Genomic DNA, 15,369 nt, shown 5'->3' on the forward strand with positions numbered 1-15,369 from the left:
AATTAAAATTAGAAATTAGGAAAAGAAATGTATAGATACCCTGTAGTCATCCATTTTCACCGAAAGAATGGGGATTATGATGCTTGTTCATTCAGTAGAAAACAGGCAGATGTTAAAGAAAATTTGTATTATGAAAATGACTATTTTGGAGCAAAATTCTCCTTTACAGTCACAAGTACAGAAAGGCTCGATACTCTGACCTTTTCTGTCGAAATAGATGGAAAGACAAAAGATTATCTCCTACGGTTTAACTACTATCCACTGTTGACTGAGGTTTGGATTTTGGATGGTGATGAGACGGTTTATTATTCTGAAAATCCAGCCATTGCAAGTCCTTGCTATAAAGATCGAAACCCGTTTGCTTTTGATAAAGCCTTTCACAGTGAAAGTTTTGATCACCATTGGGGATACCAAGGAGAGTTGGGTTATAGTATCTCTGACTACCAGACAAGCTTTAAACTCTGGGCTCCAACAGCTACAGCAGTTCAAGTGGTCGTTTATGAAAATACAAGTAACGACGCGCCGATTTGGAAAACCTTTAATCTTGAGCGTGGGAATAGCTATTCATATAGTCATAAGTACAATACCATTGGTGTTTGGAGTGTAGACCTGGATGAAAATCTTGCAGGTAAAGCCTATCAGTATCAGATTGAGTTTCCGCACCACCAGACCTTGATACGAGACCCATACACTATCGCTACAAGTCCTGATGGGAAACGTTCTGTAATCCTCTCTCAGCAAGATAGACAGGTTGAAGGATTTAAAGTCAAACATGGGACAGACGCCCCTTGGCGTTTGGAAAATCCATGTAAAGCCGTTATCTGTGAGATGCATATTCGTGATTTTACAAAATCGCCGACATCTGGAGTTCCAGAAAACCTTCGAGGGACCTTCCTTGGGGCTGCGCAGACAGGAACGATTAACCAGTATGGTCAAGCAACAGCATTTGACTATATCAAAGAACTCGGCTGTAATTATGTTCAGCTCCAACCAATCTTTGATCGTCATAAGGAATACGACGAGGACGGGAATATAACCTATAACTGGGGCTATGATCCTCAAAACTACAATGCTCCTGAACCAAGTTTCTCTAGCAATCTAGATGATCCTGGACAGGTTATTCGAGACCTTAAAACCATGATTCAGGCATATCATGATGCGGGAATCGGTGTTATTATGGATGTCGTTTACAACCATACCTTCTCAACGGTTGATGCACCTTTCCAAACAACTGTCCCTGATTATTACTATCGTATGAATCCAGATGGAACCTTCCAAAACGGCACAGGTGTTGGAAATGAAACCGCAAGCGAACACGAAATGTACCGCAAGTATATGATTGACTCACTCCTTTATTGGGTGAAAGAATACAATATTGACGGTTTCCGTTTCGACTTGATGGGAATTCACGATGTCAAAACCATGCAGGCAATTCGTTGGGCGCTAGATGAGGTTGATCCCCGTATTATAACTTATGGAGAAGGCTGGGATATGGGAACAGGTCTTGCACCTTATGACAAGGCCAAGAAGGACAATGCCTACCAAATGCCAAATATCGGCTTCTTCAACGATGATCAGCGTGATGCCATCAAAGGAGGAGAAGTTTATGGTGCAATCAAGTCAGGATTTGTAAGTGGTGCAGCTACAGAACCGATTGTAGCCAAAGCTATTCTTGGTAGCCGAGAGTTGGGTTCATATCTTAGTCCAAACCAAGTTCTTAACTACGTGGAAGCCCATGATAATTACAACTTGCATGATTTGTTAGCAACCCTTCACCCAGATCACAGTTCAGATAAGATTATGCGTCAGGTCGAGACAGCAACAGCGATGAGCATTCTTATGCAAGGGATGTCCTTTATAGAGCTGGGGCAAGAATTTGGTCGCACCAAACTCCTTGCTACAGGAGAAAATGGCGAGCTGACTCCGGCAGATAGAGAACGGGCCATGAATAGTTACAATGCTCCAGATAGTGTCAACCAGGTCAACTGGGATTTAATCAATGAGAGACAAGAGAGCATTGACTTTATTCGCCAGATTATTCGCCTAAAAACACAAAGGCGTGCTTTCTCTTATCCTACATACGAAGAAGTTTATCGTCATGTCTTCGTCCATACAGCTGCTGAAAATAGTGGATGGATTGTTTACGAAATTCACGGTGGAGCAGAGCACTTATTGGTGGTATTCAATGCCAAGGGAACTTCCTTCTACTTTGAAAATGCAGGAAATCTTGAAATGCTTGTGTCCAATAGTCGTTCTCAAGAGTCTAATGTTATTGATGATATTAGCGTTGCAGTCTTGAAGGTGCTCTCATAGTAAATACTACAAAAAGGTTTAGTTAAATCTAGACCTTTTTTGTTTTTTATTGAAAAACCAATATCTATTAGGAATAAATTTCAAATAATTTGAAGAATCAAGTTTGTGAAAAAAATATCAATATTTTCTAAAAAGGGTTGTAATTTTCTGAAAATTTGATAAAATAAGGTTTAATCATTTTCAGGAGGAAGAGAATTTGACAAATTATCAGAATTTAGTGAATGGAAAATGGAAATCATCAGAGAATGAGATTGCCATCTATTCTCCCATCAATCAGGAAAAACTGGGGACAGTACCCGCTATGAGTCAGGCTGAAGTAGATGAGGCTATGGAAGCAGCGCGTACAGCTCTCCCAGCATGGCGTGATTTAGCACCAGTTGAGCGTGCAGCTTATTTGCATAAGACAGCAGACATTTTGGAACGTGATAAAGAAAAAATTGGTACCATTCTTGCCAAAGAGGTTGCAAAAGGGATTAAAGCAGCCATTGGAGAAGTAGTACGTACAGCAGAATTGATTCGTTTTGCTGCTGAGGAAGGCCTCCGTATCACTGGACAAGCTATGGAAGGTGGGGGTTTTGAAGCTGCAAGTAAAAATAAACTAGCCGTTGTCCGTCGTGAGCCAGTTGGAGTCGTCCTAGCTATTGCACCATTTAACTATCCAGTCAACCTTTCTGGATCTAAGATTGCTCCGGCTTTGATTGCAGGAAATGTCGTTATGTTCAAACCACCAACACAAGGATCTATTTCTGGTCTCTTGCTGGCTAAAGCATTTGACGAAGCAGGAATCCCAGCAGGTGTCTTTAACACCATCACTGGACGTGGTTCTGAGATCGGAGACTACATCATCGAACACAAGGAAGTGAACTTCATTAACTTTACAGGTTCAACACCGATTGGGGAGCGTATTGGTCGTTTAGCTGGTATGCGCCCGATTATGCTGGAGCTTGGTGGAAAAGATGCAGCAATTGTTTTAGAAGATGCAGATTTAGAAAATGCAGCTAAGCAAATCGTAGGTGGTGCTTTTAGCTACTCTGGTCAGCGTTGTACTGCTATCAAACGTGTTTTGGTTGTGGAAAGCGTAGCAGACAGATTGGCTGAATTGCTCCAAGCCGAAGTTGCTAAGCTAACGGTCGGTGATCCATTTGACAATGCAGATATCACACCTGTTATTGATAATGCTTCAGCTGATTTCATCTGGGGATTGATTGAAGACGCTCAAGAAAAGGGTGCTAAAGCGCTCAGCCCAATCAAACGTGAGAATAATCTCATTTGGCCAGGACTTTTTGATTATGTCACAAGAGACATGAAATTAGCCTGGGAAGAACCATTTGGACCTGTTCTCCCAATTATTCGAGTTGCAGATGCCAATGAAGCACTTGAAATTGCTAATGAATCAGAATTCGGTCTTCAATCTTCAGTCTTTACAAATGACTTTAAGAAGGCATTTGAAATTGCTGAGAAACTTGAAGTTGGTACCGTTCATATTAATAATAAAACACAACGTGGACCAGATAATTTCCCATTCCTTGGTGTAAAAGGTTCTGGTGCAGGAGTGCAAGGAATTAAATATAGTATCGAAGCGATGACAAATGTTAAATCCATTGTTTTTGATGTGAGATAATTTATAAAATCAGGAAAATAACTTCCTGGTTTTATTTTTTTAAAAAAATACAGTAGAAAATTGATAAAAAACGAATATTCTGGTATTATAATAAAAAAATATATGGAAATTGTTTCGTGTTCTATTTTCTGGATATCTTTTTTAAAATGCTAGGTAATTTTTTGAAGACTTTCATAAAAAAATATGATTTCCTTCGTAAATTACTTGAAAGTTATCTTAAAAGAGTGTATAATAGAATTATAGAAAACGCTTACAAAAGAAAGGGGATTGAATGAATAATCAAGAAGCATTAAGAACCTTTACTACAGGTGAGAACTTTCACCTCCAGCATTATTTAGGAGCGCATAGAGAGGAGAAAAACGGAGAAATAGGCTATACCTTTAGGGTTTGGGCCCCAAATGCACAAGCAGTTCATCTAGTTGGTGATTTTACCGATTGGGTTGAGAATCAGATTCCCATGGTTCGTAATGAAGCAGGTGTTTGGGAAGTCTTTACGAGTCAAGCTCAGGAAGGTCAGATTTATAAATATCATATCACGCGTGCAAATGGTCACCAGATTATGAAGATCGATCCGTTGGCAGTTTATTTTGAAGCTAGACCGGGTACAGGAGCTGTTTTGACCAATATCCGTGAAAAGAAATGGAAAGATGGCCTTTGGCTAGCACGTCGCAAACGTCTGGGATTTTTCGAGAGACCAGTTAATATATATGAAGCCCATGCAGGATCTTGGAAGAGAAATCCAGATGGAAGTCCCTATACTTTTTCGCAACTGAAAGACGAGTTGATTCCATACTTAGTTGAGATGAACTATACACATATTGAGTTCATGCCTTTAATGGCTCACCCACTTGGATTGAGCTGGGGCTATCAACTTATGGGTTACTTTGCTTTTGAACATTCCTATGGTACACCTGAGGAATTCCAAGATTTCGTTGAAGAGTGTCATATAAATAATATCGGTGTTATCGTCGACTGGGTTCCAGGTCATTTCACTATTAATGATGATGCATTGGCATATTATGACGGTACACCAACTTTTGAATACCAAGACCACAACAAGGCTCATAACTATGGTTGGGGTGCGCTGAATTTTGACCTCGGGAAAAATGAGGTCCAGTCTTTCCTGATTTCAAGTATTAAATTTTGGATTGATTCTTACCACTTAGATGGTATTCGGGTCGATGCAGTGAGCAATATGCTGTATCTAGATTATGATAATGCTCCTTGGACTCCAAACAAAGATGGTGGAAACCTTAACTACGAGGGTTATTATTTCCTTCAACGGTTGAACACAGTGATCAAGTTAGCTCATCCAGATATCATGATGATTGCAGAAGAAAGTTCATCAGCAACAAAGATTACTGGTATGAAAGAAATGGGCGGCCTTGGATTTGACTATAAATGGAATATGGGCTGGATGAACGACATTCTCCGTTTCTACGAGGAAGATCCGATTTATCGTAAGTATGACTTTAATCTGGTGACTTTCAGCTTTATGTATGTTTTCAATGAAAACTATCTCCTACCTTTTTCACATGATGAAGTGGTTCATGGTAAGAAGAGTATGATGCATAAGATGTGGGGAGATCGCTACAATCAGTTCGCTGGTCTGCGCAACCTCTACACCTATCAAATTTGTCATCCAGGTAAGAAACTCTTGTTCATGGGTAGTGAGTACGGGCAATTCCTAGAGTGGAAGTCTGAGGAGCAGTTGGAATGGTCTAATCTAGAAGATCCGATGAATGCCAAGATGAAGCATTTCACTTCACAACTCAATCAATTCTATAAAGACCATCGCTGTCTGTGGGAAATTGATACTAGTTATGATGGTATCGAGATTATCGATGCTGATAATAGAGATCAGAGTGTCCTTTCCTTTATTCGTAAGGGCAAGAAAGACGAAATGTTAGTCTGTGTCTTTAACATGGCACCAGTTGAACGTAAGGACTTTACGATTGGTTTACCTGTTGCAGGTATTTACGAAGAAGTTTGGAATACAGAATTAGAAGAATGGGGAGGTGTGTGGAAAGAGCACAATCAAACAGTTCAGACTCAAGAAGGCTTATGGAAAGATTATGAGCAGACTTTGACCTTTACCTTGCCTGCCATGGGAGCAAGCATCTGGAAGATCAAGCGTCGTTTGAAACCAGCTAAGAAAAAAGAATAATGAGCTGTTGATTATAATTTTTTAGATTTTAAAAACGGATGTACTTGTATTGGACTTGAAACACAAGAGAAATGGATTTCCTATTATTTTTATAAAAAGTTTGACTTCCGACCTTCTTTCGATTTTAACGTTCATATGACTTTATAAAGGAGTAGAAAATGAAGAATGAAATGCTAGCTTTGATCCTTGCGGGTGGGCAAGGAACACGTCTCGGAAAACTCACTCAAAGCATTGCCAAACCGGCAGTGCAATTCGGTGGGCGCTACCGTATCATTGACTTTGCTCTTTCCAACTGTGCAAACTCTGGAATCCATAATGTTGGTGTGATTACTCAGTACCAACCTCTTGCTTTGAACAACCATATTGGAAATGGTTCTAGCTGGGGATTGGATGGTATCAATTCAGGTGTCTCTATTTTACAACCTTATTCAGCCAGCGAAGGAAACCGTTGGTTTGAAGGGACTAGTCACGCTATCTACCAAAACATTGACTACATCGACAGCGTTAATCCTGAGTATGTTTTGATTCTTTCTGGTGACCACATCTACAAGATGGACTATGATGATATGCTTCAGTCCCATAAGGATAACAATGCCAGTTTGACAGTAGCTGTCCTAGACGTACCTCTCAAAGAAGCTAGCCGTTTCGGTATCATGAATACAGATGCCAATAACCGTATCGTTGAATTCGAAGAAAAACCTGCGCAACCTAAGTCTACAAAGGCTTCGATGGGGATTTATATTTTTGACTGGAAACGACTTCGCAATATGCTTGTTGCTGCTGAAAAGAGCAATGTGGATATGTCAGACTTTGGGAAGAACGTTATCCCTAACTATCTCGAGTCTGGTGAAAGTGTCTATGCTTATGAATTTAATGGCTACTGGAAAGACGTTGGTACGATTGAGTCACTTTGGGAAGCCAATATGGAGTACATTTCGCCAGAAAATGCTTTGGATAGCCGCAATCGTCAGTGGAAAATTTACTCAAGAAACTTGATCTCACCACCAAACTACTTTGGTGCGCATGCACACGTTGAAGATTCATTGGTCGTAGATGGATGTTTTGTAGATGGAACGGTTAAACGTTCGATTCTTTCAACAGAAGCACAAGTACGTGAAGGTGCTGAGGTCGTTGATTCTGTCATCATGAGTGGGGCTATTATTGGCCATGGAGCAAAGATTACTCGTGCTATTATTGGTGAAGGTGCCATTATTGCAGACGGCGTAGAGATTGACGGAACTGACGAAGTACAAGTAGTAGGATACAATGAAGTAGTGGGGGTAGCAACAGATGAAGATTGATAAATATTCAGCCATTTTAGGAAACACAGTTGGTTTTCATGATATGTCAACATTAACAGAACACCGTCCGGTAGCTAGCTTACCTTTCGGTGGGAAATACCGTTTGATTGACTTCCCCCTTTCCAGTCTTGCAAATGCAGGTGTTCGTAGTATCTTTGGTATTTTCCAACAAGATAATATCAGCTCAGTTTTCGACCATATCCGTTCAGGTCGTGAGTGGGGCTTGTCCACCCTTCTAAGTCACTACTATCTAGGAATTTACAATACTCGTGTTGAAAGCAGTACGGTTGGAAAAGAGTATTACCAACAGCTTCTTACCTACTTGAAACGTTCAGGTTCAAACCAAACTGTTTCGATTAACTGCGATGTGCTGGTGAATATTGACTTGAATCAAGTCTTCCACCTACACAATACAACGAAAGGTCCAATCACAGTTGTATATAAGAAACTTCCGAAGAAAGACATTTCTGATGTGAATGCTATCTTGGAAATTGATGAAACTGACCATGTTCGTTCGCACAAACTATTTGATAACAAATCTACGGATGAACTCTTCAACATGTCTACAGATATCTTTGTTGTGGATACTCCTTGGTTGATTGAACGACTTGAAGAAGAGGCTCAGAAAGAATATCCTGAAAAGTTACGCTATGTTCTTCGTGATTTAGCTGCAAAAGAAGGAGCTTTTGCTTACGAATACACAGGCTACTTAGCGAACATTCATTCTGTTCAGTCCTATTATCAAGCAAACATCGATATGCTTGAATCTAAAAAATTCTACTCTCTTTTCTCACCAAATCAAAAGATTTATACAAAAGTTAAGAATGAAGAACCAACCTACTATGCGAATACTTCAAAAGTAAGAAGTTCTCAGTTTGCTTCTGGTAGTATCATTGAGGGTGAAGTAGTTCAGTCAGTCCTATCTCGTAACATTTATGTTCATAAAGATAGTGTGGTGAAAGACAGCATTTTATTCCCTCGAGTTGTGATTGGTCAAGGTGCTCAAGTTGAATATGCCATCCTAGACAAAGGTGTTGAAGTTGCGGACGGTGTTGTCATTCGAGGAACAGCAGAACATCCAGTTGTAGTGAAGAAGGGTGAAACAGTAACAGAGGACATTTATTCATGAAAATTTTATTTGTAGCGGCAGAAGGAGCACCCTTTTCAAAAACAGGTGGTTTGGGCGATGTCATTGGCGCACTTCCCAAATCACTTGTAAAAGCGGGGCACGAAGTTGCAGTTTTCTTGCCTTATTATGATATGGTAGAAGCTAAGTTTGGTGACCAGATCGAGGATGTTCTCCACTTTGAAGTTAGTGTAGGATGGCGTAGACAGTACTGTGGTATTAAGAAAACGGTTTTGAATGGCGTAACCTTCTACTTCATTGATAATCAATATTATTTCTTCCGTGGACATGTGTACGGTGATTTTGACGATGGTGAACGCTTTGCCTTTTTCCAACTGGCTGCTCTTGAAGCCATGGAACGCATCGATTTTATCCCTGACCTTCTCCATGTTCATGATTACCACACAGCAATGATTCCCTTCTTGTTAAAAGAAAAGTACCATTGGATTCAAGTATATCAAGGAATCAGAACCGTTTTAACCATTCATAATTTGGAATTCCAAGGTCAATTTTCTGAAGGAATGTTGTGGGATTTGTTCGGTGTTGGATTTGAACGCTATGCTGATGGAACGCTTCGCTGGAATGATTGTCTCAACTGGATGAAAGCGGGTATCCTATACGCGGATCGTGTCTCAACCGTTTCTCCTAGCTATGCGCATGAGATTATGACCAGTCAGTTTGGTTGCGGTTTGGACCAGATTCTTCGCATGGAGTCAGGAAAGGTTTCAGGTATTGTCAATGGTATTGACGCAGATCTCTATAATCCAGAGACAGATGCTCTTTTAGACTATCATTTTGATAAAGAAGATTTGTCTGGAAAAGCACAAAACAAAGCAAAATTGCAAGAGAGAGTTGGTCTACCTGTGCGAGCAGATGTTCCTCTAGTTGGGATTGTCTCTCGTTTGACCCGCCAAAAAGGTTTTGATGTCGTTGTAGAAAGCTTGCATCGTTTCTTACAGGAGGACGTTCAAATAGTCCTTTTAGGAACAGGAGACCCGGCTTTTGAACATTCCTTCTCATGGTTTGCTCAAGTCTATCCTGACAAGCTATCAGCAAATATCACTTTTGACATCAAACTTGCTCAAGAAATCTACGCAGCTTGTGATCTCTTCCTCATGCCAAGTCGTTTTGAACCATGTGGCTTGTCTCAAATGATGGCGATGCGCTATGGAACTCTACCATTGGTTCATGAGGTTGGTGGTTTGCGTGATACGGTTCAATCCTTCAATCCAATCGAAGGAAATGGTACTGGATTTAGCTTTGACAATTTAACACCATACTGGCTTAACTGGAGTTTCCAAACAGCCTTGGATGTTTATAAGTATCAGACGGAAGTTTGGAGAAATCTACAAAAACAAGCTATGGAATGTGATTTCTCATGGGATACAGCCTGCAAATCTTACCTGGACTTGTACCATAGTTTAGTCAACTAATAGATAAAATCGTATGATTCTTTCATACGATTTTTGGGCTGTTTAGAAAGGAAAGCTTATGTCTCAAGTAAAAGGCTTGTGTGTCATGGACGTTGACGGCACCCTGATAGCAGAAGAGGTGATTGATCTTTTAGGAAAAGAAGCAGGTTGCGAAGAAGAAATATCGCAGATTACAAGCCAGGCAATGCGAGGCGAACTGGACTTTGAAACAAGCTTACGAGCGAGAGTGGCTTTGTTAGAAGGTCTTCCGATTTCAGTCTTTGATACTGTCTTCAAATCCATTCATCTGTCCAAGAATGCTCAAGAATTTATCTCCATACTTCAAAAGAAGGGCATCCTAGTCGGTCTAGTGTCTGGTGGATTTGCACCAATAGTTGAGAGATTAGCAAAATCCCTTGGTATCTCCTATTTCTCCGCCAACCAGTTGGAAGTCAAAGACGGATTTTTAACAGGTCGACTAGTTGGTGAAATTGTGACAGGTCAAGTAAAACAAGTTACTCTTGAGAAATGGAGAAAGGAATTAGGACTTCCCAAAGAAAGAACGATTGCCATAGGTGATGGTGCCAATGACCTATTAATGTTGAAATCAGCAGGTCACGGAATAGCCTTTTGTGCCAAAGAGGTCGTAAAAACAGAGATAGCTTGTCATATAGATACGAGGGATCTTTTAGAAGTTCTACCTTTGATTGATTTCTTAGAATGAGAGGGAACTATGAAAATTGTAATTGCACCCGATTCTTTTAAAGAAAGTCTGACGGCAGAAGAGGTCGCTCAAGCTATGAAAAGAGGATTCGAACAGTCAATATCGGATGTAGAATGTCTGTTCTGTCCTGTTGGTGATGGTGGGGAAGGAACTGTAGACGCTATCCGACATTCTCTTGAACTCGAAGAAAAATGGCAAGAGGTGACAGGACCTTTTGGCCAAAAAGAATCAATGCGCTACTTTCAAAAAGGTCAAATAGCGCTCTTTGAAGTTGCTGATTTGGTTGGTCTTGGGAAGATTCCGCAGGAGAAACGAAATCCTCTTCACATTCAAACTAGAGGTATTGGAGAGTTGATCCGCCATCTCGTTGATCAAGAGATGAAAGAAATCTATATCGGTGTAGGTGGTACGGCAAGTAATGATGGTGGCATTGGCATTGCAGCTGCTTTGGGTTATCACTTTTATGATAAGAATGGAAAAGAATTGCCAGCTTGCGGTCAGACTTTGCTTGAGTTTGAGTCAGTTTCAGACAGCGAGTTGTATAGGATTCCTGAAGATGTGAAAATCCGCATTTTAGCAGATGTCGTGAGCCCTTTATGTGGTCATCAAGGGGCGACCTATACATTTGGAAAACAAAAGGGCTTGGATCCTGCTTTGTTTGAGACAGTAGATCTGGCTATACAGGAGTTCTATGAAAAATTTTCACCATCAACCCTGTCTCTCAATGGAGCAGGAGCCGGCGGTGGGATTGCGGCTGGGCTCTGTGCCTTTGCTGAGGCCTGTATCGTATCTGGGATTGATACTTGCTTGGATTTAATTGGCTTTGACAGGAAGATTGCAGGTGCTGACTTAGTTATCGTTGGAGAAGGCAGACTGGACAGTCAAAGCTTTGTTGGAAAAGCTCCTATGGGAGTAGCAAAAAGAACCCCTAACGGAGTTCCTGTTATTGCTATTTGTGGTAGTCTTTCCGAGGATTTGCCTCCCCTACCATTCGAAAATATACAAGCAGTATTCTCTATCCTAGAGAAAAGTGAACCTTTGGAAGACAGTCTGAAAAATGCAAGTCTCTATTTGGAGCACGCAGCTACTAATATTGGTCGTTTGTTAAATTTGAGAAATCATTAACCAAACCATTTTTTCCAGATAGATTTTTTAGGAACCTCTGTCTTTTTCTCCTCCCAGAGGCTTGAGAAAGCAAGTCTGAGGTCCTTTTCATCTACTTGAACAGGTTCATTTGTATGAATGACAAGACCGAAAGGAGAGGTGATATGATCGTCTGAAACAATAGTCGCCTGACAGTTGCTTTCCTTTGCTTGTCTTAAGTAAAAGACCTGTTTGTCAAACTCGATACTTGGTGAGATTTTCACAAAAAGTATCTCTACCTTTTCTTGAAAACCCTCTAAAATAGAGAAAAATCCATGTTCTAATTCAGGACTATTGGCAGTATTAATATCAGCGTAGCCAAGAACTCTTTCCTCGAAAGTCCCGAGATAGCGGCGTTGTTCATCTGGGTTTAATTTCGGCCCACCATGAGCTTTTTCTAGTAGTTGTTTTGATATATCTGTCATAAAAACAGTATATCACAAAAATCGCAAGAAAACAGACAAAAGAAAGCGATTACTTTATAAAGTTAAGGAAAATTTGCACAAAGATAACGTTTTTTCTTGAAAAACGCTTATTTTTAAGGTATCATAGAGGTGTAAAAAATTTAACTCAAAGGAGAGTAAAAAATGTCAATTATTACTGATGTTTACGCTCGCGAAGTCCTAGACTCACGCGGTAACCCAACACTTGAAGTAGAAGTTTATACTGAATCAGGTGCTTTCGGACGTGGTATGGTTCCATCAGGAGCTTCTACTGGTGAACACGAAGCAGTTGAACTTCGCGATGGTGACAAATCTCGTTACGGTGGTCTTGGTACACAAAAAGCTGTTGACAACGTAAACAACATCATTGCTGAAGCAATCATCGGCTACGATGTACGTGACCAACAAGCTATTGACCGTGCTATGATCGCACTTGACGGTACTCCTAATAAAGGTAAATTGGGTGCAAACGCAATTCTTGGTGTGTCTATCGCTGTAGCTCGTGCTGCTGCTGACTACCTTGAAATCCCACTTTACAGCTACCTTGGTGGATTCAACACTAAAGTTCTTCCAACTCCAATGATGAACATCATCAACGGTGGTTCTCACTCTGACGCTCCAATCGCTTTCCAAGAATTCATGATCGTACCTGCTGGTGCACCATCATTCAAAGAAGCTCTTCGTTGGGGTGCTGAAATCTTCCACGCACTTAAGAAAATCCTTAAATCACGTGGTTTGGAAACTGCCGTAGGTGACGAAGGTGGATTCGCTCCTCGTTTCGAAGGAACTGAAGACGGTGTTGAAACTATCCTTGCTGCGATCGAAGCTGCTGGATATGTTCCTGGTAAAGACGTATTTATCGGATTTGACTGTGCTTCATCAGAATTCTACGATAAAGAACGTAAAGTTTACGACTACACTAAATTCGAAGGTGAAGGCGCTGCTGTACGTACTGCTGCAGAACAAATCGACTACCTTGAAGAATTGGTAAACAAATACCCAATCATCACTATCGAAGATGGTATGGACGAAAACGACTGGGACGGTTGGAAAGCTCTTACTGAACGTCTTGGTGGTAAAGTTCAATTGGTTGGTGACGACTTCTTCGTAACAAACACTTCTTACCTTGAAAAAGGTATTGCAGAAGGTGCTGCTAACTCAATCCTTATCAAAGTTAACCAAATCGGTACTCTTACTGAAACATTCGACGCTATCGAAATGGCGAAAGAAGCTGGTTACACTGCCGTTGTATCACACCGTTCAGGTGAAACTGAAGATTCAACAATCGCTGATATCGCAGTTGCAACAAACGCAGGACAAATCAAGACTGGTTCACTTTCACGTACAGACCGTATCGCTAAATACAACCAATTGCTTCGTATCGAAGACCAACTTGGTGAAGTAGCTGAATACCGTGGATTGAAATCATTCTACAACCTTAAAAAATAATCGTTGATTTAACAACGTTATTAGCCCCTCGGATTTTTTCCGAAGGGCTTTTTCTTTATTCGAGGGGCATAAAAGGGACAGTGTTTATGGTATAATAGACAAAAACACTTGTATTAGGAAGAAATTATGTCTAAAGAGATTGATATTGAGTATTACCACCAACTAGCACTGCAAAAGCAGAAGGAGCATCGTAAAGTGTTAGCTAATCTAAAGAAAAAGCCACCAAAGAATCTAGATAAGATTGCGCAGCAGATTCACCAAGAAGTCTTTGCTGAGATTGATTGTACTGCCTGTGCCAACTGTTGCAAGACTTTGGGACCAGACTTTAAAGAGGCAGACATCACCCGTATTGCCAAGTACTTTAAGATGAAATTACCAGCTTTTGAAGCGGAATTTCTGCAGGTGGATGAAGATGGAGATAAGGTTTTCAAATCCATGCCTTGCCCCTTTCTAGGAGGAGATAATCTCTGCTCTATCTATGATGTTCGTCCCAAGGCCTGTCGTGAGTTCCCCCATACAGACCGGAAAAAGATCCATCAAATTAATCATTTGACGATTAAGAATACCTTGACCTGCCCAGCAGCCTATCTCTTTGTTGAGAAATTAAAAGATAAGTTATAGATTTTACACCTTTAAATCTTGTACAAAAATTCTGGGGCGGAAGTATCTTATATCTGTTAGACTATAGTTAGAATTGAACACGGCCTAAAAGCTGTGTGAAAAAGATGAAATTTTTTCGGAGCAGGAGCCCCTCCGTCAATTTTCCAATTTTCACTTTGCTTTTAACGGTCTTAGTATCTTTTGTGAGGTGAAAAAGAATATGATGCATCAATTCAATCGAACCATGGAATATCTGGAAAGTAAGTTGGACGCAGAAGTGGATTTGCAGAAATTCCAGCAGCTATCAGGCTATTCTTATGCTCTCTTTAGCAGGCTTTTTTCCATCCTAGCAGATATGACTTTAGCAGAATACTTACGCAATCGCAGGTTGTCAGAAGCTGTGACAGACTTGCGGGAAGGCTCTGAGAAAGTCATTGACATAGCAATGAAGTACGGCTATGAATCTGCGGATTCCTTCAGCGCAGCCTTCAAGAAATTCCATGGGGCAACACCCTCAGAAGTTCGAAATGGAAAACCTTATCGGGTTTTTCCTAGACTTCAATTATCCTTAAAGATTACAGGAGGAAAGAACATGGATATCAAGATTCAAAAGAAGCCTGCATTTACCATTGCAGGTGTCCTATTGGAAGCTATTGACAATAGCAAATGCCCGTCTGCTTGGGAGAATCTCTATAACAATCACAGCTTGGAAAGCCTAGAGAGTCTAGGCAGTGGCCAATCCTTCGGTGTCTGCTCGGAAGTCAAAGAAGGTGAAATCATCAACTATATGGCTGCTTATGATGTGACGGATAAAGCTAAAGCAGAAGAACTAGGTCTGTTCATCAAAGATATCGCAGAAGCTGAATATGCTATAGTCCCAGTCAAAGGCCCTATACCAGCTAGCATTCACAATGCTTGGAAATATGTCTTGGAGGTCTTTTTCCCTGAAACAGGCTATCGCCACTCAGGCTCACCAGACTTCGAAGTCTATACCGAAGGTGACATGTCGTCACCTGACTATCAAATGGAACTCTGGATACCAGTGATTAAGTACTAGATCATTTTCTGAC

12 protein-coding genes are annotated in these 15,369 nt (G+C 40.7%); 11 read left to right on the forward strand and 1 reads right to left on the reverse strand.

Annotated features, from left to right (window positions below):
• Nucleotides 1-27: 27 nt before the first annotated feature.
• From pulA to SOR_RS04720, 8 genes are all read left to right on the forward strand, one after another.
• Nucleotides 28-2,313: a type I pullulanase gene (pulA, locus tag SOR_RS04685; RefSeq protein ID WP_000286537.1), complete on the forward strand. Its 2,286-nt coding sequence runs from the start codon at nucleotides 28-30 to the stop codon at nucleotides 2,311-2,313.
• Between the two features lie 196 nt (nucleotides 2,314-2,509).
• Nucleotides 2,510-3,934, forward strand: coding sequence for an NADP-dependent glyceraldehyde-3-phosphate dehydrogenase (locus SOR_RS04690; protein WP_000186346.1), 1,425 nt, complete (start codon nucleotides 2,510-2,512; stop codon nucleotides 3,932-3,934).
• Between the two features lie 271 nt (nucleotides 3,935-4,205).
• Nucleotides 4,206-6,101: a 1,4-alpha-glucan branching protein GlgB gene (glgB, locus tag SOR_RS04695; protein WP_001064531.1), complete on the forward strand. Its 1,896-nt coding sequence runs from the start codon at nucleotides 4,206-4,208 to the stop codon at nucleotides 6,099-6,101.
• A gap of 158 nt (nucleotides 6,102-6,259) precedes the next feature.
• On the forward strand, nucleotides 6,260-7,402 hold the full coding sequence (locus SOR_RS04700; protein WP_000787250.1) for a glucose-1-phosphate adenylyltransferase: 1,143 nt from the start codon (nucleotides 6,260-6,262) through the stop codon (nucleotides 7,400-7,402).
• Nucleotides 7,392-8,531 (forward strand): glucose-1-phosphate adenylyltransferase subunit GlgD, encoded by a 1,140-nt coding sequence (glgD, locus tag SOR_RS04705; RefSeq protein WP_000687046.1) that lies wholly within the window; start codon nucleotides 7,392-7,394, stop codon nucleotides 8,529-8,531. Before SOR_RS04700 ends, glgD begins: the two co-directional genes overlap by 11 nt.
• Nucleotides 8,528-9,961, forward strand: coding sequence for a glycogen synthase GlgA (gene glgA, locus SOR_RS04710; protein WP_000697274.1), 1,434 nt, complete (start codon nucleotides 8,528-8,530; stop codon nucleotides 9,959-9,961). The genes glgD and glgA overlap by 4 nt, the downstream gene beginning before the upstream one ends.
• Before the next feature lie 58 nt (nucleotides 9,962-10,019).
• Nucleotides 10,020-10,664, forward strand: a complete 645-nt coding sequence (gene serB / locus SOR_RS04715) for a phosphoserine phosphatase SerB (RefSeq protein ID WP_000084491.1) — start codon at nucleotides 10,020-10,022, stop codon at nucleotides 10,662-10,664.
• Nucleotides 10,665-10,673: 9 nt separating this feature from the next.
• Nucleotides 10,674-11,789, forward strand: coding sequence for a glycerate kinase (locus tag SOR_RS04720; protein WP_000706406.1), 1,116 nt, complete (start codon nucleotides 10,674-10,676; stop codon nucleotides 11,787-11,789).
• Here SOR_RS04720 and SOR_RS04725 read toward each other — a convergent pair.
• A complete protein-coding gene (locus SOR_RS04725) occupies nucleotides 11,786-12,232 on the reverse strand; it encodes a DUF1694 domain-containing protein (protein ID WP_000129879.1) in 447 nt (148 codons plus the stop codon). The two genes, SOR_RS04720 and SOR_RS04725, sit on opposite strands and share 4 nt — an antisense overlap.
• A gap of 162 nt (nucleotides 12,233-12,394) precedes the next feature.
• Here SOR_RS04725 and eno point away from each other — a divergent pair, with 162 nt between their 5' ends.
• The 3 genes from eno (at nucleotide 12,395) to SOR_RS04740 (ending at nucleotide 15,356) form a co-directional block, all read left to right on the forward strand.
• A complete protein-coding gene (gene eno / locus SOR_RS04730; RefSeq protein WP_000022821.1) occupies nucleotides 12,395-13,699 on the forward strand; it encodes a surface-displayed alpha-enolase in 1,305 nt (434 codons plus the stop codon).
• Nucleotides 13,700-13,825: 126 nt separating this feature from the next.
• The gene (locus SOR_RS04735; RefSeq protein WP_000031476.1) at nucleotides 13,826-14,320 is read left to right on the forward strand and encodes a YkgJ family cysteine cluster protein; all 495 of its coding nucleotides are present in this window, start codon (nucleotides 13,826-13,828) and stop codon (nucleotides 14,318-14,320) included.
• 199 nt (nucleotides 14,321-14,519) lie between these two features.
• Nucleotides 14,520-15,356, forward strand: coding sequence for an AraC family transcriptional regulator (locus SOR_RS04740; RefSeq protein ID WP_000972226.1), 837 nt, complete (start codon nucleotides 14,520-14,522; stop codon nucleotides 15,354-15,356).
• The last annotated feature ends 13 nt before the right edge of the window (nucleotides 15,357-15,369 follow it).

This window comes from Streptococcus oralis Uo5, from assembly GCF_000253155.1.
In the GTDB taxonomy this organism is placed as follows: Bacteria; Bacillota; Bacilli; order Lactobacillales; family Streptococcaceae; genus Streptococcus; species Streptococcus oralis_L.

Excerpts from the sequence above, each read along its gene's own strand:
- pulA (WP_000286537.1), top strand. The coding sequence starts at position 28 with ATGTATAGATACCCTGTAGTCATCCATTTTCACCGAAAGAATGGGGAT.
- glgB (WP_001064531.1), top strand. The coding sequence starts at position 4,206 with ATGAATAATCAAGAAGCATTAAGAACCTTTACTACAGGTGAGAACTTT.
- SOR_RS04700 (WP_000787250.1), top strand. The coding sequence starts at position 6,260 with ATGAAGAATGAAATGCTAGCTTTGATCCTTGCGGGTGGGCAAGGAACA.
- glgD (WP_000687046.1), top strand. The coding sequence starts at position 7,392 with ATGAAGATTGATAAATATTCAGCCATTTTAGGAAACACAGTTGGTTTT.
- glgA (WP_000697274.1), top strand. The coding sequence starts at position 8,528 with ATGAAAATTTTATTTGTAGCGGCAGAAGGAGCACCCTTTTCAAAAACA.
- serB (WP_000084491.1), top strand. The coding sequence starts at position 10,020 with ATGTCTCAAGTAAAAGGCTTGTGTGTCATGGACGTTGACGGCACCCTG.
- SOR_RS04720 (WP_000706406.1), top strand. The coding sequence starts at position 10,674 with ATGAAAATTGTAATTGCACCCGATTCTTTTAAAGAAAGTCTGACGGCA.
- SOR_RS04725 (WP_000129879.1), bottom strand. The coding sequence starts at position 12,232 with ATGACAGATATATCAAAACAACTACTAGAAAAAGCTCATGGTGGGCCG.
- eno (WP_000022821.1), top strand. The coding sequence starts at position 12,395 with ATGTCAATTATTACTGATGTTTACGCTCGCGAAGTCCTAGACTCACGC.
- SOR_RS04735 (WP_000031476.1), top strand. The coding sequence starts at position 13,826 with ATGTCTAAAGAGATTGATATTGAGTATTACCACCAACTAGCACTGCAA.
- SOR_RS04740 (WP_000972226.1), top strand. The coding sequence starts at position 14,520 with ATGATGCATCAATTCAATCGAACCATGGAATATCTGGAAAGTAAGTTG.